Source organism: Arthrobacter rhamnosi, from assembly GCF_054510855.1.
In genome coordinates this window covers 61,109-82,420 of the sequence record NZ_JBTNDT010000004.1, presented here as the reverse complement: position 1 = coordinate 82,420, position 21,312 = coordinate 61,109, and the positions used below count along the sequence as shown (strand labels likewise).

At 69.9% G+C, this 21,312-nt stretch carries 19 protein-coding genes; 8 read left to right on the top strand and 11 right to left on the bottom strand.

Annotated features, from left to right (window positions below; all coding sequences use genetic code 11):
- The first annotated feature begins 12 nt into the window (after positions 1-12).
- The 3 genes from ACX80I_RS09270 to ACX80I_RS09260 are packed head-to-tail and all read left to right on the top strand — an operon-like array spanning position 13 to position 3,114.
- Positions 13-1,263, top strand: coding sequence for a type III polyketide synthase (locus ACX80I_RS09270; RefSeq protein ID WP_459344822.1), 1,251 nt, complete (start codon positions 13-15; stop codon positions 1,261-1,263).
- Complete coding sequence (locus tag ACX80I_RS09265) at positions 1,260-1,985, top strand: class I SAM-dependent methyltransferase (RefSeq protein ID WP_459344821.1); 726 nt, start codon at positions 1,260-1,262, stop codon at positions 1,983-1,985. The genes ACX80I_RS09270 and ACX80I_RS09265 overlap by 4 nt, the downstream gene beginning before the upstream one ends.
- On the top strand, positions 1,978-3,114 hold the full coding sequence (locus tag ACX80I_RS09260) for an FAD-dependent oxidoreductase (RefSeq protein WP_459344820.1): 1,137 nt from the start codon (positions 1,978-1,980) through the stop codon (positions 3,112-3,114). Before ACX80I_RS09265 ends, ACX80I_RS09260 begins: the two co-directional genes overlap by 8 nt.
- 118 nt (positions 3,115-3,232) lie before the next feature.
- Here the strand turns inward: ACX80I_RS09260 and ACX80I_RS09255 are convergent, their stop codons facing one another.
- Positions 3,233-3,772, bottom strand: coding sequence for a hypothetical protein (locus ACX80I_RS09255; RefSeq protein ID WP_459344819.1), 540 nt, complete (start codon positions 3,770-3,772; stop codon positions 3,233-3,235).
- A 135-nt stretch (positions 3,773-3,907) separates the two neighbouring features.
- Here ACX80I_RS09255 and ACX80I_RS09250 point away from each other — a divergent pair, with 135 nt between their 5' ends.
- The gene (locus tag ACX80I_RS09250; RefSeq protein WP_459344818.1) at positions 3,908-4,252 is read left to right on the top strand and encodes a DUF3140 domain-containing protein; all 345 of its coding nucleotides are present in this window, start codon (positions 3,908-3,910) and stop codon (positions 4,250-4,252) included.
- Positions 4,253-4,327: 75 nt separating this feature from the next.
- Here the strand turns inward: ACX80I_RS09250 and ACX80I_RS09245 are convergent, their stop codons facing one another.
- The 3 genes from ACX80I_RS09245 to speB form a co-directional block, all read right to left on the bottom strand.
- Positions 4,328-4,531: a hypervirulence associated TUDOR domain-containing protein gene (locus tag ACX80I_RS09245; protein WP_301228990.1), complete on the bottom strand. Its 204-nt coding sequence runs from the start codon at positions 4,529-4,531 to the stop codon at positions 4,328-4,330.
- A gap of 63 nt (positions 4,532-4,594) precedes the next feature.
- Positions 4,595-6,286 carry a thiamine pyrophosphate-binding protein gene (locus ACX80I_RS09240; protein ID WP_459344817.1) on the bottom strand — a complete coding sequence of 564 codons (1,692 nt, stop codon included), beginning with the start codon at positions 6,284-6,286 and terminating at the stop codon, positions 4,595-4,597.
- A complete protein-coding gene (gene speB / locus ACX80I_RS09235) occupies positions 6,287-7,273 on the bottom strand; it encodes an agmatinase (protein ID WP_459345155.1) in 987 nt (328 codons plus the stop codon).
- 308 nt (positions 7,274-7,581) lie between these two features.
- Here speB and ACX80I_RS09230 point away from each other — a divergent pair, with 308 nt between their 5' ends.
- Entirely contained in the window at positions 7,582-9,390 is a 1,809-nt protein-coding gene (locus tag ACX80I_RS09230; protein WP_459345154.1) for an APC family permease, read from the top strand.
- A gap of 6 nt (positions 9,391-9,396) precedes the next feature.
- On the opposite strand, the gene ACX80I_RS09225 is transcribed toward ACX80I_RS09230, so the two are convergent.
- On the bottom strand, positions 9,397-9,975 hold the full coding sequence (locus ACX80I_RS09225; protein ID WP_459344816.1) for a helix-turn-helix domain-containing protein: 579 nt from the start codon (positions 9,973-9,975) through the stop codon (positions 9,397-9,399).
- 166 nt (positions 9,976-10,141) lie between these two features.
- On the opposite strand from ACX80I_RS09225, the gene ACX80I_RS09220 reads away from it, so the two are divergent.
- Entirely contained in the window at positions 10,142-11,638 is a 1,497-nt protein-coding gene (locus tag ACX80I_RS09220; RefSeq protein ID WP_459344815.1) for a sodium:solute symporter family protein, read from the top strand.
- Between the two features lie 133 nt (positions 11,639-11,771).
- On the opposite strand, the gene ACX80I_RS09215 is transcribed toward ACX80I_RS09220, so the two are convergent.
- Together ACX80I_RS09215 and ACX80I_RS09210 are read right to left on the bottom strand one after the other, a co-directional pair.
- Positions 11,772-13,136 carry an AI-2E family transporter gene (locus ACX80I_RS09215; RefSeq protein WP_459344814.1) on the bottom strand — a complete coding sequence of 455 codons (1,365 nt, stop codon included), beginning with the start codon at positions 13,134-13,136 and terminating at the stop codon, positions 11,772-11,774.
- Positions 13,133-14,863: a long-chain-fatty-acid--CoA ligase gene (locus tag ACX80I_RS09210; RefSeq protein WP_459344813.1), complete on the bottom strand. Its 1,731-nt coding sequence runs from the start codon at positions 14,861-14,863 to the stop codon at positions 13,133-13,135. The genes ACX80I_RS09215 and ACX80I_RS09210 overlap by 4 nt, the downstream gene beginning before the upstream one ends.
- 304 nt (positions 14,864-15,167) lie before the next feature.
- Here ACX80I_RS09210 and ACX80I_RS09205 point away from each other — a divergent pair, with 304 nt between their 5' ends.
- A complete protein-coding gene (locus ACX80I_RS09205) occupies positions 15,168-16,271 on the top strand; it encodes a VIT1/CCC1 transporter family protein (RefSeq protein WP_459345153.1) in 1,104 nt (367 codons plus the stop codon).
- Positions 16,272-16,348: 77 nt separating this feature from the next.
- Complete coding sequence (locus ACX80I_RS09200) at positions 16,349-17,272, top strand: S1C family serine protease (RefSeq protein ID WP_459344812.1); 924 nt, start codon at positions 16,349-16,351, stop codon at positions 17,270-17,272.
- A gap of 36 nt (positions 17,273-17,308) precedes the next feature.
- Here ACX80I_RS09200 and ACX80I_RS09195 read toward each other — a convergent pair whose 3' ends face one another.
- The 4 genes from ACX80I_RS09195 to sucC form a co-directional block, all read right to left on the bottom strand.
- A complete protein-coding gene (locus ACX80I_RS09195; protein ID WP_459344811.1) occupies positions 17,309-17,773 on the bottom strand; it encodes an SRPBCC family protein in 465 nt (154 codons plus the stop codon).
- On the bottom strand, positions 17,770-18,825 hold the full coding sequence (locus ACX80I_RS09190; protein WP_459344810.1) for a zinc-dependent alcohol dehydrogenase family protein: 1,056 nt from the start codon (positions 18,823-18,825) through the stop codon (positions 17,770-17,772). Before ACX80I_RS09190 ends, ACX80I_RS09195 begins: the two co-directional genes overlap by 4 nt.
- A gap of 227 nt (positions 18,826-19,052) precedes the next feature.
- Positions 19,053-19,955, bottom strand: a complete 903-nt coding sequence (gene sucD / locus ACX80I_RS09185) for a succinate--CoA ligase subunit alpha (RefSeq protein WP_459344809.1) — start codon at positions 19,953-19,955, stop codon at positions 19,053-19,055.
- Between the two features lie 12 nt (positions 19,956-19,967).
- Positions 19,968-21,134, bottom strand: coding sequence for an ADP-forming succinate--CoA ligase subunit beta (gene sucC / locus ACX80I_RS09180; protein ID WP_459344808.1), 1,167 nt, complete (start codon positions 21,132-21,134; stop codon positions 19,968-19,970).
- Positions 21,135-21,312 lie beyond the last annotated feature (178 nt).

Sequence of the window (21,312 nt, the reverse complement as noted above, 5' to 3'; positions counted from 1 at the left end):
AGTAATTGACCTATGACAGTGATCCTGAGGTCCCTTGAAACGGCTGTACCCGACACGGTCCTGGTGCAGTCCCAGGTCCGGGACGCGTTCGCGGCGCAGCCGGGACTCACGCGGCTGGGGCAGCGCCTCGTCGGGGCGGCCTTCGACTCCTCCGGCATCGAGACCCGGTACAGCGTCATCGGGGAGTTCACCCTCGGCAAGTCCTTCGACGACCCCGTCTTCTTCGACCGGGAGAACATGCGGGTCCTCTCGCCGAGCACCAAGACCCGCAACGAGGTCTACGCCGAGGAGGGTGCGAAACTCTTCATCGAGGCCGGGCGGAAGGCACTGGAAGCGGCTCCGGGCATCGAGGCTGCGGACATCACGCACGTCGTCACCGTGTCCTGCACCGGCTTCTTCGCCCCGGGCCCCGACTACAAGGTGGTGCGTGCCCTGGGCCTCAACCCGTCGGTGCAGCGCTCCCACCTCGGCTTCATGGGCTGCTATGCGGCCCTCCCCGCGCTGCGGTCCGCGAAGGCCTTCTGCGAGGCGGACCCGGACGCCGTCGTCCTCGTGATCTCGGCGGAGCTGTGCTCTCTGCACGTCCGCTCGTCGAACAACCCCGACACCATCGTGGGATCCTCCCTGTTCGCCGACGGTGCGGCGGCGGCCATCGTCTCCGCGCGGGACATCCCCCTGGCGGGGCCCGCCCTCAGTCTGGACCACTTCGAGACAGTCCTGACGCCCGTCGGTGAGGAGTCCATGGCCTGGAACATCGGCGACGAGGGTTTCGAGATGGTCCTCGGCACGTACGTCCCCCACATCATCGACGACCACATCGTGGGCGCCCTCGAACCGCTCCTGGCCCGGGACGCGTCGCTGCAGGGCCTCGACTACTCGGACATCGAGCACTGGGCCATCCATCCCGGCGGGCGGAGCATCCTCGACAAGGTGGAGGCGAAACTCGGCCTGAGCGAGCAACAGCTCGTCCCGGCGCGCGAGACCCTGCGCGACTACGGCAACATGAGCAGCGCAACCGTGATGTTCGTGCTTCGGAACATCCTCGACACGCCGGCCACCGGCGGGAACAACCGGATCTGCTCGATGGCGTTCGGCCCCGGCCTCACGGTCGAGACCGCACTGCTCACCAGGATCGGCGCACCCTCCGCCGACGCCGCGGCAGATGGCACGACGGCAGCGGGCACGACGGCGGCGGGTACGACGGTCCGCGACGCGTCCATCGCCGAAGACCTCAAGCCCGTTCTCGCAGAAGCCGGCGCATGAGCCGACTCGGGTTCCTCGCACAGCGGGACCCGGAGGCCATCGAGGAGATGGACCGGCCCGACTGCGACCCCCGGAAGCTCGACCGGACCTACGCCCAGTTCGGGGTCGTCAACGCCGTGGTGTCGGGCTGGCGGCGCACCTACGCCTCGCTGCTCCGGCCGGCCTTCTCGCGGGACCGCACGAACACGCTGCTGGACATCGGCTCGGGTGGCGGCGACGTACCGCGGACGATCGCGCGCTGGGCCCGCCGCGACGGCTTCCGGCTCGAGGTGACGGCGATCGATCCCGACGAGCGCGCCCACGCCTACGCGTCGTCGCGCCCGCCCCTGCCAGGGCTGTCCTTCCGGCGCGCCCTCAGTGCCGAGCTCGTGGCCGAGGGCGCGGTGTTCGACGCCGTGGCCTCCAACCACGTCCTGCACCACCTCGACCCCGCCGGCTTCACCGGCCTGCTCGACGACACGGAACGGCTGGCACGGCGCGTCGCGGTCCACAGCGACATCGCCCGGCACCCCCTCGGGTACGCCCTGTTCTCGGCCGGCACGCTGCCGCTCCCCGGGTCCTACATCCGCCGGGACGGCCTGACCTCCATCCGCCGGAGCTACACGCCGGACGAGCTGCGCTCCTCGATCGCGGACCGCGAAGGCTGGCAGGTACGCACAGCGGTGCCCTTCATCAACCTGCTGGTACTGGATCCGTCCCGCGGGGCACCGCGCAGTGCATGACGTGATCGTCGTCGGCGCCGGTCCGGTCGGGCTCTACACCGCACTGCTCCTGCGGCGGGCGGGCCTCGACGCCGTGGTGCTCGAACGCCGTACGGAACGCAGCAGCCACTCGCGGGCCATCGGGATCCACCCGCCGGCGCTGCGGGCCCTCGCCGCGGGAGGCATCGCCGACGAGCTGCGCGACCGCGGGGTCCTCATCCGCGAAGGAGTCGCCCGGAGCGCTGGACGGCCGGTGGGCACGCTGTCCTTCGGCATCCTGCCCGGCGACGAGAAATACGTGCTCGCCGTACCGCAGGCCGTCACCGAGGAGGTCCTCGAACGCCGGCTCGAGGAGGCCTTCCCCGGCACCCTGCGGCGCGGCGTCGCCGTCGTCGGGACGCGGGACGCCGGTGGGTCCGTCCTGGCCGCCACGAGGACCGAGCGGGAGGACGGCGTCCTCGAAGCGAGGCTCGTCGTCGCCGCGGACGGGGCCCGGAGCCCGCTTCGGGACGCCGCGGGGATCCGTGCGCCGGTGCGGCGCTACCCGGACTGCTACGTGATGGGGGATTTCCGGGACAGTACGCAGGACGGCGACGACGCCGTCCTCTACCTCGAGACCGGAGGCATCGTCGAGTCCTTCCCCCTCCCCGGCGGCATCCGCCGCTGGGTGGTCCGCGTCGGCTGCCCGGTGGAACGCCCGACGGCGGAGGACCTCACGCAGCTCATCCTGGACCGGACGGGTGTCGGCGTCGATCCGGGCACCAACTCGATGCTCAGCGCCTTCGAGGTCCAGTCGCGGCTCGCCGATCGCTTCGTCTCGGGGCGCACGGTGCTGGTGGGCGACGCGGCGCACGAGGTGTCTCCCATCGGCGGACAGGGCATGAACCTGGGCTGGCTCGACGCCGTTCGGCTGGTACCGATCATCGCGGCATCGGTGCGGGACGGGCGGGACGTCGCCGGGGAACTGGTGCTGTACGAGAAGGAACGCCGCGCTGAGGCCGCGGAGGCACGCCGGAAGGCCGCCATCAACATGGCACTGGGACGTCCGCTGCCGGCGCCGCTGATGCGTCTGCGCAACGCGGTCTTCGGGGCGCTCCTCAGGAGCGACGCGATCCACGGGGGCGTCGCGCGCGCCTTCACCATGCAGTAGGAGACCGCGCCGCCTGCAGTGCCCCGACGCAGAAACCCCCGCAGCGTACCGCCATCCGCACCGGAGGGTGCGGACGGCGGGGCGCTGCGGGGGTCGACCGGCCAGGGAACCGGAGGGCCTACTTCTTGAACAGGCCCTTCTTGACGTTCTCGGGGCGCTGCATCTCGCCCTGCTTCGCACCCATCACCACGACGATGCCACTGATGAGGGGCAGGAGCCACTGGGTGACCTTGAGCTGCGACTGTGCTTTGGCCAGTTCGTCGCTGGCGCCGGGCCGGGGCTCGGTGGCGCCCGCGCTACCCTGCTCGGCGAGCTCACCGACCTTCTTGCCGAGGATGCCCGAGTACAGCGAGAGCGCCATACCCAGGACGGTGACGACGGACTTCCAGACGGTGTTGGAACCGACGCTGTCCTGGGCGGCGACGCGACCCTTGTTGCCGAGGATCAGGCCGATGCCACCGACCGCGTGGGCTGCGAAGGCGGCGACCTGGACCGGGGTCCACTTGGCCCAGCCGAGCGCGGAGAGGCGCGTGCGCTCCTTGGGGTCCTTCGCCTTGCCTGTCGCACCGTTGAGTCCGACGGCGCCCATCAGGGTGCCGCCGAACCATGCAGCGGCGCCGAGGTCATGGGCTGATCGTGCCAAAAGGTTTCCTGCCATGATGTAGAGCTCCTTAGACGTTGGTTCGACCTACCCTCTACATTTATCAGCATGCTTAGGATTAAGCTACGGGAAACCGGACGGGAAGACCGGGTGGGATCCTTCCCGGGGAGCTGCTACGAAAGGCCGACGCGCATGACGGACCCTACGAACGATCTCGACCAGCTGTGGCCCGCGTGGAAGGAAGCGGTCAACATGAGCGCTTCCCAGCTCGCGGCGTGGCTGGACACCGCTGAATCACGAGCCGTGGGACAGAAGGAGTCGGGCTCGGACGAGTCCGTGGGACATCGATCGGGCAAGCAAATCGTCGACATCCTGAACACGAAGCGCGAAGACCTCACGGACGACGACGTCGAGCACATGCATAAGGTCGTGGGCTACGTCCACCGCCATCTCGCCCAGCGACCCACCAAGGAGGACGTCGAATCCTCGAAGTGGCGCTACTCGCTCATGAACTGGGGACACGATCCCCTGAAATAGCAGCAGCGGACCGGCACCCCCGATGCGACGGAGGGCGCCCCGCTGGTGCGGGACGCCCTGCGCTGCGTCGGTCGGTTACTTCTTCGACAGCGCGCTTTCCTTGTGCGCAGCCTTCTTGCCGGACTTCGAGCTCTCGACCGTGTAGTACGGCTCATCCTTCGACGCGTTGAATTTCTGGTCGTCGAACGTGAACTCCTTGTCGTGCTTCTCCACGACCTTGCCCTCGGTCGTGCCCTGGGACGTGTTCCAGGTGACCGTATCGCCCTTGCGAAATGACATCGCGCTCCTTCCCCGAGGTGGTTGTGCTTCCGACACTCTCACCTGACGGGAAGAAACGGAAGGCTACTGGTCGAGGTGCGTGGGAGCGAAGAGCCGCACGAGCGTCTCCACCACGACGACGTTGGGGCCCTCGGCTTCGAGGCTCTCGCGGAGGGCCGGGCCGATGTCCTCGGGTGCCACGCGGCGGGCCGGCACCCCGAAGGATTCGGCGAGGGCCACGAAGTCGGGGCGCGCGAGCTCGGTCGCCGTGGCCTTGCCGAAGGCACCCTCCATGTATTCGCGGAGGATGCCGTAACCGCCGTCGTCGACGATCAGCCAGGTGACGGGGATGTCGTGCTGCCGGGCGGTCGCCAGTTCGGCGATCGAGTACATCGCCGATCCGTCGCCGGACACTGCGAGGACCCTCGCGGGAAGCCCGCGGGACTGCAGGCCGACGGAACCGCCGATGGCTCCGGGGAAACCGAAGCCCAGACCGCCGGCGCCCTGCGCGGAGTGGAACTGGCCCTCGCGGGCGTCCCAGCAGCTCCAGGCCCAGTACGCCGAGATCGTCATGTCCCAGAAAGTCTGCATGGCCGCGGGAACGGCGTCGCGGATATCCTGCAGGAACGCCCGCTCCTTGGCGAGGTCCTGTGCGTCGAGCCGCGAGCGCACCTTCGCGAGTGTCCCGGCCACGACTTCAGCGGCGTCGTAGCCGGGTTCGCGGTCCCGGTCGAGCGGCTCGAGGGCGGCGTCGAGGGCGGCGAGTGCCTGTCCGGCGTCGGCCCGGATACCGAGCGCCGGCCGGTTGGACTCGAGGACGCGCGGTTCGGCGTCGATCTGGATGATGCGTCCGCGCGGTTCCAGGGTGAAGTAGTTGGACGTGACCTCGCCGAGCGACGAGCCGACGACGAGCAGGACGTCGGCTTCCTCGAGGACCTCGGTGACGTGCCGGTCCTCGACCCAGGACTGCAGGGACAGCTCGTGCGTCCAGGGAAAGGCCCCGTTGCCGCCGGGCGAGCACACCACGGGTGCGCCGAGTTTCTCGGCGATGGACAGGAGCCACTTCTCGGCCCTGCCCCGCCGGGTGCCGCCGCCGGCGACGATCGCCGGCCGCCGGGAATCCCTGAGCCACGCGACGGCTTCGCGTACCAGTTCGATCCTCGGCGGGTTGTCGAAGGGTTCCGCGAGCGCGTCCTCCACCTCCGGGACCATCACGGGATCCAGCAGGACGTTCTGCGGCACCTCCACCCACACGGGGCCCTGCGGGGAGGAGACGGCCTCGGTCCAGGCGTCCTGGATGGCCGAGGGGATTCCGGACGCGTGCTGGATCAGGCGCTGGCTCTTGGTGACGTTCGCCGCCGACGCCTTCTGGTCATCGAGCTGGTGCAGCATGCCCTTGCGTCGCGCCCCGAGGCCCTCGAGGGGGATCTGGCTCGCGACGACGACCATGGGCACGCCGGTCGCGTACGCCTCCTGCAGTCCCGCGAGCGAGGTCAGCGCGCCGGGGCCGGTGGAGAGGAACAGGACGCCGACGTCGCCGGTGGCCCGGGAGAAGCCGTCGGCGGCGAAGGCCGAGTTGTTCTCGACGCGCGACGACACGAAGCGGAGGTCGGAACGGGACAGGGCGTCGAAGAGGCCGAGCGCGTGCTGGCCGGGGATGCCGAACACCGTCGTGGCCCCCAGGGCGGAGAGCGTCTCGACGACGAGATCACCGCCGTTCCGCTGCCCGCTGACGGGAGTGGGAGGCACGGAGGCCGCGCCGCCGGTGATGTCCATCTACTCGCCCTCGGAGGCCGGCGTCAGCGTGTCGGCCATCAGCGTCACGAGGTCGTAGGCGACGTGGGAGGCTGCGACGCCGGTGAGTTCGGCGTGGTCGTAGGCGGGAGCGACCTCGACGACGTCGGCGCCGACGAGGTTCAGTCCGCGCAGCCCGCGCAGGATCTCGAGCAGTTCCCGGCTCGTGATGCCACCGGCTTCGGGTGTTCCGGTACCGGGCGCATGCGCCGGGTCGAGCACGTCGATGTCCACCGACACGTAGAGGGGGCGGTTGCCGATGCGTGCCCTCAGTTTGTCGATGACCTCGTCCACGCCCTGCCGGTAGACGTCGGAGGACGTCACGATGCCGAAACCGAAGCGGCGGTCGTCCTCGAGGTCCCGCACGCCGTAGAGGGGCCCGCGCGTGCCGACGTGGGAGATGGCCTCCGTGTCGAGGATGCCCTCCTCCACAGCCCGCCGGAAGGGGGTGCCGTGGGTGTACTCGGCGCCGAAGTAGGTGTCCCAGGTGTCGAGGTGGGCATCGAAGTGCAGCATGGCGACCGGGCTTCCAGCCCGTTCCGCGGCTGCGCGGAGCAGCGGCAGGGCGATGGTGTGGTCCCCGCCGAGGGTCACGAGGCGCGTTCCGTCCGCCGTCAGGTCCAGCGCGTTCTGCTGGACCGTCTCGATGGCCTCGTGGATGTTGAACGGGTTGACGGCCATGTCGCCGGCATCGGCGACCTGCACGCGCTCGAACGGCGAGACGTCGAGCGCCGGGTTGTACGGCCGCAGGAGGCGCGACGCCTCGCGGATGTGGTTGCCGCCGAAGCGCGCCCCGGGCCGGTAGGACACCCCGGAGTCGAAGGGCACGCCGACGACGGCGACGTCGGCGCGGTCCACCTGGTCCAGGCGGGGCAGGCGCGCGAAGGTCGCCGCGCCCGCGTAGCGGGGAATACGGGAGGAGTCGATGGGCCCGAGGTGGCCGCCTCCGGTGACGCGCAGTTCTTCCACAGCTTCCATCCGATCCGGGCGAGAAAGTTGCCCAATATGCACCAAACGTTTTGCATAAGGCTATTCTCCCGCGGGACCGGGGTCAAGGATCGGGACGGAGACCGGTTGTCTCGAAAACCCGTTAAGGAAGTGTTAAGACGCCCGAAGAGGAACCGCCCCGGCCCTACTGTGATGCTGTGAGTTCAACATCGGTACGCACCCTGCCGGCGCCGTCGAGCAAGCGCCTCGAGCGCTGGCTGCTCAACGAGTCCAGCCAGCCCACCGCCCACCAACCCGAACCGGAGCGGACGCAGCCCTGGTGGAAGGTCATGTGCCTGACCGGCGTCGACTACTTCTCGACCCTCGGCTACCAGCCGGCCATTGCCGCTGCTGCCGCCGGGGTCCTCTCCCCCCTCGCCACCCTCGTCCTGGTGGCCGTGACGCTCTTCGCCGCACTCCCCGTGTACAAGCGCGTGGCAGCGGAGAGTCCGCGCGGCGAGGGCTCCATCGCGATGCTGGAGAAGCTGCTGCCCAAGTGGCGCGGCAAGGTCTTCGTCCTGGTCCTGCTCGGATTCGCCGCGACCAGCTTCCTCATCACCATGACGCTGTCCGCCGCGGATGCCAGTGCGCACCTCATCGAGAACCCCTTCGCCCCGTCCTGGCTGCAGGGCCAGGAGATCCTCCTCACCGTGGTGTTCCTCGGCCTGCTGTCCGCCGTCTTCCTCCGGGGATTCCGCGAGGCCATCGGCATCGCGGTCGCGCTCGTCGCGATCTTCCTGCTGCTGAACCTGTGCGTCGTCGTCGTCGCCGCCGTGCAGATCGTCGAGCAGGGCGGGCTGGTGGGGAACTGGTGGGCCGCACTCAACACCCAGCACGGCAATCCGCTCGTGATGGTGGGGCTCGCCGTCCTGATCTTCCCGCGCCTCGCACTCGGCCTCTCGGGCTTCGAGACCGGCGTCGTCGTGATGCCCCAGATCGAGGGCAGGCCCGGCGACACGGAGGAGGACCCCGCGGGCCGCATCGCCGGCGCCCACAAGCTCCTCACGTCCGCGGCGCTCATCATGAGCGGCTTCCTCATCGCCTCGAGCTTCGTCACCACCCTGCTCATCCCCGCCGAGGCCTTCGCGGAGGGCGGGCCCGCCAACGGCCGGGCACTCGCCTACCTCGCGCACCTGTACCTCGGGGACGGCTTCGGCACCGCGTACGACATCTCGACGATCGGGATCCTCTGGTTCGCCGGCGCATCCGCCATGACCGGCCTGCTCAACCTCGTGCCGCGCTACCTTCCGCGCTACGGCATGGCCCCGGCGTGGGCCAAGGCCGTCCGCCCGCTCGTGCTGGTCATCACGCTGATCGCCATCGTGGTCACGTTCTTCTTCCGGGCCGACGTCGAAGCCCAGGGCGGCGCGTACGCGACGGGCGTCCTCGCCCTCATCACGTCGGCCTCCGTCGCCGTCACGCTCTCCGCCCACCGCAGGCACCAGCGGGGGCGGACCATCGGGTTCGGTATCGCCGCCGCCGTCTTCGTGCTCACGACGGCGGTCAACATGGTCGAGCGCCCCGACGGGCTCAAGATCGCCACCTGCTTCATCCTCGGCATCATCGTGATCTCGTTCATCTCCCGCTCACGCCGCGCCTTCGAGCTGCGGGCCACGAGCATCCGCCTCGACGAGACGGCACTGTCCTTCGTCAGTGCGCAGGACGACGGCGAGATCCTGCTGATCGCCCATGAGCCCAAGCGCCTGAGCAGCTCCGCCTACCGCCACAAGCTCCAGCACGCCTGCGCGGTCTCCCACTTCCCGAACACCGCCAGGCCCCTCTTCATCGAGGTGACCGTCGACGATTCCTCGGAGTTCGAGACGGAGTTGCAGGTGCGTGGCGTGGTGCGCCACGGCTTCCGCATCCTGGAGGTCCACAGCTCCAACGTGCCGAACACCATCGCCGCGGTGATGCTGCACATCCGCGACATCACCGGGCTCATGCCCCACGTGTACTTCCGGTGGACCGAAGGGGACCCCGTCGCCAACCTGTTCAAGTTCCTGTTCACGGGCGAGGGCGAGATCGCCCCGGTGACGCGTGAGGTCCTGCGTGCCGCGGAACCGGACGTGACCAAGCGTCCGTGGGTGCACGTCGGCTGAGGCCGGCTATTTCCCCGACGCCGCGGGCACGAGCGTCCACAGCACGACGGCCGTACGTCCGTCCGGATTCAGCCAGGTGTGCGGTTCGCGGCCCGGGAAGGTCACGGTGTCCCCGGCGTCCAGTTCGTACCGGTCGTTGGAGAAGATGAGCACGAAACGGCCTTCGATCACATGCAGGGTCTCCACCTCGCAGTCCACGGAGTAGAGCTCGTCCTCTCCCCGGCCGTGCGGCTCCACGACGGCGCGGATCATCTGCAGCCGCCGCTCCGAGCGCGCCGTCATCAGGCGCTCGTTGATGCCCTCCCCGCCGAGGCTGATGCGCGGGGCATCGGCGAGGCGCGTCAGGTGCGTCTCCGGCACGAGGAACAGGTCGCCGATGGAGATCGAGAGCACCTGGCACAGCGTCACGAGCGAGGCGACGGACGGCGACGTGAGGTCCCGCTCCACCCTGCTGAGGAAGCCCTTGGTCAGGCCCGTGGAGTCGGCCACCTGCTCGATGGTCATGCGCTGGGCCTGGCGCGTGGCCCGGATGCGCGAGCCGATGGCGACCGGCGTGTTCGTCGGCTCAACGGGTAGGGCCTTCATGCTTGTCCTCTCCTACGGCAATTCCGGAAGCCTACCTGTTCCCCGAGGGACATCCGGCCGACACACGACCTTGCCATGATTGGCAGGTGACGTCCGTCACGGGTAGCTTAACGGTCAACAATAGTTGCCCTTAAGGCATCAGGACCAGCAGCCAAAGGACCTCTTCATGCAAGCACTCAATATCGGCATCGTGGTGGCGTACCTCGTCGCCATGCTCGGCTTCGGGTGGTGGGGCAAGTCCCGCACCCGGAACGCCAGCGACTACCTCGTGGCGGGACGGCGCCTCGGTCCGTTCCTCTACACCGGGACCATGGCCGCCGTCGTCCTCGGCGGGGCATCCACGGTCGGGGGCGTGGGCCTCGGCTACCAGTACGGCATCTCCGGGATGTGGCTGGTGGTGGCCATCGGCACGGGCGTCCTGCTGCTCAGCCTCCTGTTCGCTCCCACAATCCAGAGGCTGAAGATCTACACGGTCTCCCAGATGCTCACGCTGCGCTACGGGCACCGTGCCACCCGGGTCTCCGGCATCGTGATGCTCGCCTACACGCTGATGCTCTGCGCCACGTCCACCGGCGCCTATGCCACGATCTTCGTGGTGCTCTTCGGCTGGGACCGGGCGGCGTCCATCGCCGTCGGCGGCGTGATCGTCCTGATCTACTCCACGGTCGGCGGCATGTGGTCCATCACCCTGGCGGACATGGCGCAGTTCGTCATCAAGACCGTCGGCGTCTTCGCCCTGATGCTCCCCTTCTCGCTGGCCGCCGCCGGGGGCTTCTCGGGGATCGCCGAACGGGCCGGGGAGGAGTTCTTCAGCATCACGGGGATCGGCGCGCAGAGCATCATCACCTACTTCGTGGTCTACACGCTCGGGCTGCTGATCGGCCAGGACATCTGGCAGCGCGTCTTCACGTCCCGGACGCCGGAGATCGCCCGCTGGGGCGGTTCCGCCGCCGGGATCTACTGCATCCTCTACGGCATCGCGGGCGCGGTCATCGGCATGAGCGCCAGCGTCATCCTGCCCGCCATCGAGTCCCGGGACGACGTCTACGCGGATGTCGCCCTGAACGTCCTGCCGATCGGCATCGGCGGGCTCGTGCTCGCCGCGGCCGTGGCCGCTATGATGTCGACGGCGTCCGGTGCGCTGATCGCCGCCGCCACCGTCGCACGGACCGACGTCGTCCCCTTCGTGGCCGGCTGGTTCGGCAGGGACACCGGGGAACGCGCGACGTCGGACCACGACGTCCGGTCCAGCCGCTGGTGGGTCCTCGGCCTCGGCATCGTAACGATCGCCCTTGCCGTGATCGTGCAGGACGTGGTGGCCGCCCTGACCATCGCCTACGACATCCTCGTCGGCGGGCTCCTGGTGGCGATCCTCGGCGGCCTGGTCTGGCGTCGGGGCAACGGCATCGGAGCAGGAGCGTCCATGGCGGCGGGTTCGCTCGTCACCCTCGGCGTCATGGCCTATCTCGAGATCACCGCGGAGAACCAGTACGACGGCATCTACGCCAACGAGCCGATCTACTACGGGCTCGCGGTGTCGGCGCTCGTGTACGTCGCCGTCTCCCTCCTCACCCGCCCCACCGCGCCGGAGGTGATGGAGGCCTGGGACCGCCGGGTTGCCGGGCAGGTGCCTGACGACGTGCCGGTCGACGCCGCCCGCTGACCGCGGGCAGGCCGGACGCGACGGAAACGCAGGAACGCAGGAGGGCTCCCGGCATGCGCCGGGAGCCCTCCTGCGTTCCGGGGCGATCGCGGCCGGTGACGCTCGAGCGCCGCGGACCACGATGCGGTCGCCGTCAGGCGGGTGACGACCCTCCGTGACGGCCGGTGGTGTCGCGGGTGCGCGAATCGTCGAGGGCGCGGGCGCCGTCGAAGGTGCCGGCAGTGTCCGCGCGGTCGTCGCCGTCGTCGTCGTGCCCCTGGACCCTGCGGTTCTGCGTGCCCGGGCGGTCGTCCGCCTCGTCCGTCGCGGGGAGCGCCTGGGCGACCCTGGCGGCCTGCTCCTCCTTGGGCGTGGAGCTCAGGCCGTGCCCGGTCTCGTCGAGCGCCGTCAGCACCTCGGCCTTGTCGACCTCAGCCTCCGTGATCTCGTCGTCCTTCTCCTGGTTCCACGCCTTGATCGCGGCCCAGCCGACGGCGGCCACGGGGACGGAGAGGATCGCGCCGATGATCCCGGCGAGGATGGTGCCGGCGGTCAGGGCCAGCAGGATGACGAGGGCATGGACCTGTAGCGTACGGCCCATGACCACGGGCTGCAGGAAGTTGCCCTCGAGCTGGTTCACGACGATGACCGCGATGATGACCATGAGCGCCACGAAGGGCCCGTTGGCCACGAGGGCGATCAGGGCCGCGAGCACGCCGGCCAGCGTCGCGCCGACCAGCGGGATGAAGGCGCCGATGAAGACGATGGCGGCCAGCGGGAGTGCCAGCGGGACGCCGAGGAAGAAGAGCGCGAGTCCGATGAAGACGGAATCGACGAGGGCCACGATCGCGGTGCCGCGCACGTAGCCGCCGAGGACGGCCATGCTGCTGTAACCCACCCGGCGGGCCTTGACCAGGCGCTTGCCCTTGAACGCGCGGAGCATGAAGGCCCAGATCTTCTCGCCGTCCTTGAGGAAGAAGAAGAGGATGACCACCATGAGCAGGGCACCGGCGATGAAGTTGCCGGCCGCGCTGAGGCCCGAGATGGCGCCCGCGCCAGCGGTGCTGCTCGTCGCGAAGTCCACAGCCGCGTCGCGCGCCTGCTGGATCTGGGCGTCGTCGATCGGGATGGGACCGTTCTGTGCGTAGGCGTAGAGCTGGTCGAAGCCCTCCGTCGCGCTGGACGCCAACTCGCCGGCCTGACCCACGACGGCGAACACGATGCCCGTGATGAGGCCACCGAACACCAGCAGGAGCAGCAGGAAGGACACGCCGGTGGCCAACGACGCCCCCCAGCCCTTGCGCCGTAGCCAGTTCACGAACGGGCCGATCGCGGCCGCGAGGATCAGTGCCAGCAGCATCGGGATCACCACGAGCCGGACCTGGATCAGGGCGTACACGGCCACCACGGCGAGCACCAGGAGCAGGAGCACCTGCGCCACACGGATGCTGGCGCGCCCCAGGGTGTCGTGCCAGGGGCTTTGTGGAGCGGACGTTTCCGCCCGCGCTAATGGAGTCATCGAATGTCACCTTTTCCTTCGGCCCGAGGGCCATCGTCGAGCAATTGGGTGCGCACCTCGCGCCGGAGGACCTTCCCGATCAGGGACCGGGGCAGGTCCTCGGCCTGCACGATGGTGCGTGGGACCTTGTAGGCGGCGAGCGCCGCGCGGCAGGAGGACCGTAGCGCCTCGGCATCGAGCACGGCGCCGGGGGCCAGGACGACGACGGCGGCGACGTCCTCGCCCCCGCCGGCCCGCGGGAGTCCGACGACGGCCGCATCCGTCACGTCGGGATGGGCCCGGAGCGCGTCCTCCACCTCGGACGGCGCCACGTTGAAACCGCCGGTGATGATCAGTTCCTTGATGCGGTCGACGATCGTCAGGAAGCCGTCGTCGTCCATACGGACGATGTCGCCCGTGCGGAACCAGCCGCCGTCGAGCAGGGCCGCGTGGGTCTCGTCGGGCCTGCGCCAGTAGCCGGCGAACACCTGGGGCCCGCGGATGAGCAGCTCCCCCGCCTCGCCCGGCCCGCGGTCCCGGGTGGGGTCCTCCGGGTCGACGATCCGCACGTCGGTGCCGGGGAACGGCACTCCGACGGTCCCCGGACGCCGGGTGGGACCGATCGGGTTGCCTGCCGCCACGGGCGAGGTCTCCGTCAGTCCGTAGCCCTCGATCAGGTAACCCCCCGTCGCGGCCTCCCAGGTCTCGACCGTGGCCTGCGGGAGGTTCATGGCGCCGGAGATCGCGAACCGGATGCTGCGGAGGTCCGCTCCGCGGTCCGCAGCGCCCGCTGCGAGCCGGTCGTAGATGGGCGGGACGGCGGGCAGGAAGGTGGGTGGGCTCGTCCGGGCGGCGTCCAGCACCAGCCCGACGTCGAACCGGGGAAAGAGGACCAGGCGTGCCCCGATGCTCATCGCGAACGTCAGGCACAGCGTGAGGCCGTAGGCGTGGAACATCGGCAGGACGGCGTAGACGGTTTCACGGCCCGCCTCGAGGCCGGGCACCCAGGCGCGGCCCTGGGCGGCGTTGGCCAGCAGGTTCCGATGCGTGAGGATCGCGCCCTTGGGCGCGCCGGTGGTGCCGCTGGTGTACTGGAGGACGGCCGTGTCCTGGGGTGCCGGGCGGGGATGCCGGTGCGGCAGGGGCCGGTGGCGGAGCAGGTCCCGCCACGGCACCACGGTCCGGGGGCCGGCCGGTTTCTCCGTCGTCGTGAGCGCGGCCCTCGCGTCGCGGGCCCGGCGGACAGGCAGTCTCAGGGCGAGGCGGCGTGCTGCGGGCATGGCCCGGATGAGGTCGACCGTGACGACCGCGGTGACCGGGATGTCCCCGGGCAGCCTCTGGACGCGCGGGGCCACCCGATCCCAGACGATCGCCACCTTCGCTCCGTGGTCCTCGAACTGGTGCCTCAGCTCGCGGTCGGTGTAGAGCGGGTTGTGCTCGACGACGATCGCCCCGAGGCGGAGGACGGCGTAGAAGGCGATGATGTGCTGGGGGCAGTTCGGCAGCACGAGGGCCACGCGGTCGCCGGCGGTGACGCCGAGCGAGCGCAGGCCTGCCGCGGCGCGCGCCACGGCGTCGCCCAGGGCGCGGTACGTCGTGGAAGCACCGAAGAATTCCAGTGCCGTCGCTGCGCCGTAGGAGCGTACCGAGGAATCGAGCAGGTCGGAGAGCGTGCCGTCGGGCACGTCGAAGGACCGGGGTACGCCGGGCGCGTAGCTCGCCACCCAGGGCCGGGCTGCCAAATCCATAAGCCTGCTTCCTGTTATCCGTTCGACTGTAGCGCGGGTCTCCGGCTTCCGGTACCTGACCCGCCGGGACGGAGCCTGCGGCCCGGCGGTCCGGGGCGGTCCGGTAGGATGGATGGTCGAAGGGGAGTAGCTCCGCGTCCCGAGGACGCGCGGCCTGTCGACATACTGGCGCCAGAGGTGCCCGGCAGTCCACCGGATCCACCCGGCGAGCGAGACCTTCGGCCGAACCAGCGCACCTGCGTTCCACGGCCGGAGCCCCCCCCGCTTCGGCCGTGGCGCGCACGGGCACCCCGACCACCGGAGCATCCCCGTGACATCCCCTGAGCAGTCCCCTTCCCGGAACGACATCAAGCGCTGGCGCCAGTACCTCGCCGACGAGCGGGGCGAGGCCGCCACCTACCGCGATCTCGCCCGCCGCAGGACGGGCGAGGAGCGTGAGATCCTCCTCGGCCTGGCCGAGGCGGAAGGCCGCCACGAGGCGCACTGGCTTCAACTGCTCGGCAACGACGTCGGACGGCCCCTGAGGCCCTCCGTCCGCAACCGGATCCTCGGCGTGCTCGCCCGGCGCTTCGGGTCGGTCTTCGTCCTGGCCCTCGCGCAGCGTGCCGAAGGACGGTCCCCGTACGCGACGGACCCCTCCGCCACGAGCGCCATGGTGGCCGATGAGCAGATCCACGAGGAAGTGGTGCGTGGCCTCGCGACCCGCGGCCGCAACCGGCTGTCCGGGAACTTCCGGGCAGCGGTCTTCGGCGCGAACGACGGGCTCGTCAGCAACCTCGCGCTGGTCATGGGCATCGGTGCCACCGGCGTCTCTCCCTCGTTCATCCTGTTCAGCGGGCTGGCCGGGCTCCTGGCCGGCGCCCTGTCGATGGGCGCCGGCGAATACGTGTCCGTCCGGTCCCAGCGTGAGCTGCTGTCGGCGACGCGTCCCACGCAGATCACCCTCACAGCGGCGAAGGAACTCGACATCGCCGCGAACGAACTGGTGCTCGTCTACCGCGCGAGGGGCATGACGCCGGCGGCCGCCGAGCACCGCGCGGCGGAGCGCCTCGGCCTGTACAGCTGCGACTGCGACCCGAGCTTCTCCCTCCAGCCCGAGGAGGACGACGCCGTCGACGAGCACGAGGCGGTCGGCACCGGCCTCGGCGCCGCCGCGTCGAGCTTCTGCTTCTTCGCCTCGGGTGCCGTCATCCCGGTGCTCCCGTACCTCGTGGGCCTCAGCGGCGTGACAGCCGTCGTCGTCGCGTGCGTCCTGGTGGGACTGGCACTGCTGGCCACGGGTGCGGTCGTCGCCCTGCTGTCGGGCGCCTCGCCGCTGCGGCTGGCGCTCCGGCAGCTGGCGATCGGTCTCGGCGCGGCCGCGGTGACCTACCTCCTCGGCCTGCTCTTCGGCACGTCCGTGGCCTGAGCCGGCATCCGGGGAACGCCGTGCGCCCTGCGCGAACGGCGTTTCCCGTCGACCGCCGGAGTGCTGGAATGGTGCGCATGGACGAGCAGGAGGCGCTCGACGCGTACTCGGCGGCGATCGTGCGCATCGCAGAGTCCACCCTGCCCTCGGTGGCGGCGGTGACGGTGCGAACCGCCCGCGGTACCGGTGCGGGTAGCGCATCCGTGATCTCGCCCGATGGGCACCTGCTGACGAGCGCGCACGTGGTCGCCGGCGCGCGGCGTATCGAGGTCGCGTTCGGCGACGGATCCGTGCTGCCCGCCCAGGTGGTCGGCAGCGACCCGCTCTCGGACCTCGCCGTCCTCGCGGCGGACGGCCGCACTCCCCCGCCGGTGCCCTGGGGGGATGCCTCCAGACTCCGGGTCGGACAGCTCGTGGTGGCACTCGGCAACCCGCTCGGCATGGCAGGCAGCGTCACCGCGGGGATCGTGTCCGCACTCGGCCGATCCCTTCCCACGGTGTCCGGACGCGTGGTGGACGAGGTCATCCAGACCGACGCGACCCTCAATCCGGGCAGCAGCGGGGGCGTGCTCGCCGACAGCACGGGACGCATGGTGGGCGTCAACACGGCCGTCGCCGGTATCGGACTCGGCCTGGCCGTCCCCATCAACACGACGACGCGGGAGATCATCGACGCGCTCACCACCAGGGGCCGCGTGCGCCGTGCGTGGCTCGGCGTCGTCGGAGCCCAGATTCCGCTCATCCCCGAGATCGCGGCCCGCGTCGGTTCGCCCACGGGGATGCAGGTGGCATCCGTCGTCGCCGGGAGCCCCGCCGCCGGCGCCGGAGCCCGCGCCGGGGACGTGGTCATCTCGCTGGACCGCATACCCGTCCGCAGTGCCACGGGCATCCAGCGGCTGATGGTCGAGACCGCGATCGGCCGCCGGATGGAGATGACGGTGTGGCGCAACGGCGCGCTGGTGGACATCGTCGTGCAGCCCGAAGAGCTGCGGGTCGCATGACCGGCGCGGCGTCCCGCCCTGAGCGGCGGGCCGCACCTAGGTGGCGTCCCGCTCCACGTAGTCCTTGAGGTTGGCCAGCGTCGCCTCGATGCTGGCCGGATGGCGGCGGGTGAAGCCGGTGAGCCGGAAGACGAATCTCCAGGGCACCGCACGGCCGTCCCACTCCTCACGCACCAGCGTGGCGTCGCCGCGTGGCTCGAGCGTGTAGCGCCAGACGTGCGCCGAGAAGTGCCGCCATGCGATGCGGCGGCCCTCCTCGAACTCGACCACGTGGTTGAGGATCCTGTACCGGCCACCCAGCTTCATGTCCATCCCGAACTTCGCGCCCGGCGAGAGGCGGGACGGGCCGTTGGGCTGCTCGCCCCGCACGGTCCCCGATCCGTCGATCACGCTGTGCAGGGCGGGCGTCGCGAGGACCTCGAAGATGCGGGCTGCCGGTGCGTCGATGAGCCGCTCGCGGGAGATGAGGTAGGCGGAGTCCGTGCCGGAGCCGGCTGTCATGGCTTGAGCAGCACCTTGATGGCACGCCGCTCGTCCATTGCCCGGTACGCCTCGGCGACCTCCTCCAGCGGCATCTCGACGTCGAACACCCGGCCCGGGTTGATCGTCCCGTCCAGGACGTCCTTCAGCAGTTCGGGGATGTACGTGTGGGCCGGGGCCATGCCGCCGCCCACGGTGATGTTCTTCGCGAAGAGGAGGCTGACCGGCAGCTCGGGTCCGCCCGCAGGGACCCCGACGAAGCCGAGGTGCCCGCCCGGACGCGTGCTGCGCAGCGCCTGGTCCATGGACTCCTTGGTCCCCACGCACTCGAGGACCGAGTCCGCGAGGACTCCCCCGAGCAGTTCTCGCACCTTCGCCACGCCCTCGTCGCCGCGTTCCGCGACGATGTCGGTGGCCCCGAACTCACGCGCCAGGGCCTGGCGGTCCTCGTGGCGGGACATCGCGATGATGCGCTCCGCGCCGAGGCGCTTGGCGGCGAGCACCCCGCACAGGCCGACCGCCCCGTCACCCACGACGACGACGGTGCTGCCCGGGCCCACGTTCGCCGACACGGCAGCGTGGTGACCGGTCGACATGACGTCGGAGAGGGTCAGGAGGCTGGCGGTGAGGGCGGCGTCGGGCTCGGTGACGCCCTCGACCCTGCGGAGCGTGCCGTCCGCCTGGGGGACCCGCACGGCCTCGCCCTGGCCACCCTGCAGGAAATCGCCGTGCTCGTCGGTGCTGCCCCAGCCCGCGAGGTGGTCGCAGGCGACGGTGACGCCGTTCAGGCACTGCGGGCACTTGCCGCAGCTGTCGACGAAGGGGGCGATCACGAAGTCGCCGACCGCCAGGTCCCGGACGTCGTCGCCCACGGATTCCACGACGCCGACGAACTCGTGGCCGATCGCCTTGGGCTCCTTCGTGGGCCGGACACCGCGGTAGGGCCAGAGGTCGGATCCGCAGACGCACGAGGCCGCGACCCGCACGACGGCGTCCGTGGGACGGATGATCGTCGGATAGTCGCGGTCCTCGACGCGGATGTCGCCGGGCCCGTGGATGATGGTGGCGCGCATGAAAATCTCCTAGAAGCTTGCCTGACGCAAACGGTGGTTCCCCTGTCGCCACCTTACAAGCAGCGGAGGTCCCGCCCCACCGCCCGGGGTCGTCCGCCGTTCCCTTGCTCCGGCGCTCCGGCTCCGGGAGGGTCTTCCCGCCCGGACGGCGACCCATCCGACCGGGCCTTAAAGGCGGCAGCCTCCCCCGCACGGATGCGGGGGAGGCTGCCGGGGTGGGACGTGGATCAGAGCGTCGCGTAGACCTCGCGGAGGAGCTTCGCGGTCTCGGAGGGGGTCTTGCCGACCTTGACGCCGGCGGCCTCGAGGGCCTCCTTCTTGGCCTGCGCGGTTCCTGCCGAGCCGGAGACGATGGCGCCGGCGTGGCCCATGGTCTTGCCCTCGGGAGCCGTGAAGCCCGCCACATAGCCGACGACCGGCTTGGTGACGTTCGCCTTGATGAACTCGGCGGCACGCTCCTCGGCGTCTCCGCCGATCTCGCCGATCATCACGATCGCCTTGGTCTCGGGATCCGCTTCGAAGGCTGCCAGGGCGTCGATGTGGGTGGTCCCGATGACCGGATCGCCGCCGATGCCGATGGCGGTCGAGAAGCCGAGGTCACGCAGTTCGAACATCATCTGGTAGGTCAGCGTGCCCGACTTCGAGACGAGGCCCACACCGCCCTTGCCGGTGATGTTCGCCGGGGTGATGCCCACGAGGGACTCGCCGGGCGTGATGATGCCCGGGCAGTTGGGGCCGATGATCCGGGTGACCTGCTGGCCGTCGGCGTCGACCTTCGACTGGGCGAGGGCCCAGAACTCGGCCGAGTCCTGGACGGGGACGCCTTCGGTGATGACGACGACGAGGCCGATACCGGCCTCGATGGCCTCGACGACGGCGTCCTTGGTGAAAGCCGGCGGCACGAAGACGATCGACACGTCGGCGCCGGTCTCACGGATTGCTTCCTCGACCGTGCCGTAGACGGGGAGGGTGACGTCGCCGTGCGTGACGGTGGTGCCGGCCTTGCGGGCGTTGACGCCGCCGACGACCTGGGTTCCGGCCTTCAGCATGAGGGCGGTGTGCTTGGTGCCCTCGCCGCCCGTGATGCCCTGGACGATGACCTTCGAGTCCTTGTTGAGGTAGATAGACATGTGGGGAACCCTTTACTTTCCGTAGGCCAGCGCGGCGGCCTTGTCGGCGCCTTCGTCCATGGTGTCGGCGATGGTCACCAGCGGGTGGTTCGCCTCGGCGAGGATGCGGCGGCCCTCTTCGACGTTGTTGCCGTCCAGTCGCACCACCAGGGGCTTGTTGGCCTCGTCGCCGAGGATCTCGAGGGCGCTGACGATGCCGTTGGCGACGGCGTCGCATGCGGTGATGCCGCCGAAGACGTTCACGAAGACGCTCTTGACCTGGCTGTCGTTGAGGATGACGTCCAGTCCGGCGGCCATGACCTCGGCGGACGCTCCACCTCCGATGTCCAGGAAGTTGGCGGGCTTCACGTTGCCGTGCGCCTCGCCGGCGTAGGCCACGACGTCGAGGGTCGACATGACCAGCCCGGCGCCGTTGCCGATGATGCCGACCTCACCGTCGAGCTTGACGTAGTTGAGGTCGTTCTCCTTGGCCTTGGCCTCGAGGGGGTCCGCGGCGTCCTTGTCCTCGAGGGCGGCGTGGTCCGCGTGGCGGAACCCGGCGTTCTCGTCGATGGTGACCTTGCCGTCCAGCGCGAGGATGTCGCCGCTGCCGGTCTTGACGAGCGGGTTGACCTCGACGAGCGTGGCGTCCTCCTTCACGAAGACGTCCCACAGCTTGAGGATCGTGTTCACGACGCCCGTCCGCAGCTCGGGTGCGAAGCCGGCGGCGTCGACGATCTCCTCGGCCTTGGCCTGGTCGATGCCGGTCCCCGCGTCGACCGCGATGCGGGCGAGTGCCTCGGGACGCTCGACGGCGAGCTGCTCGATCTCCATGCCGCCCTCGACCGAGCACATGGCCAGGTAGTTGCGGTTGGACCGGTCGAGCAGGACGGAGAAGTAGTATTCCTCGGCGATGTCCGCGCCCTGCGCGATCATCACCGTGTGGACCGTGTGCCCCTTGATGTCCATCCCGAGGATGTCCGAAGCGTAGGAATAGGCCTCGTCGGGGGTCTTGGCGACCTTCACGCCGCCGGCCTTGCCTCGACCGCCCACCTTGACCTGCGCCTTGACGACGACGACGCCGCCGATCTTCTCGGCTGCTGCCTTTGCTTCTTCTGGGGTGTGCGCCACGATGCCGGCGAGCACGGGAACTCCGTGTGCCTCAAAGAGATCGCGCGCCTGATATTCAAACAGGTCCACGGGCTAGAGTCCTTCTACGTCGAAGTAGGTTTACAAGAGGGAACTTTAGCCCCTCGGCCCTGAGGCCTTCCCCAGAGTACCGGTTTAGTGAGTAAGGCCACACTTCTATCTTTTGTAGAAGAAATGCCCGGAATTGCCGGGTTTTCGGCCCCTGGAACCCGTGCCGGAGGCGGCTCAG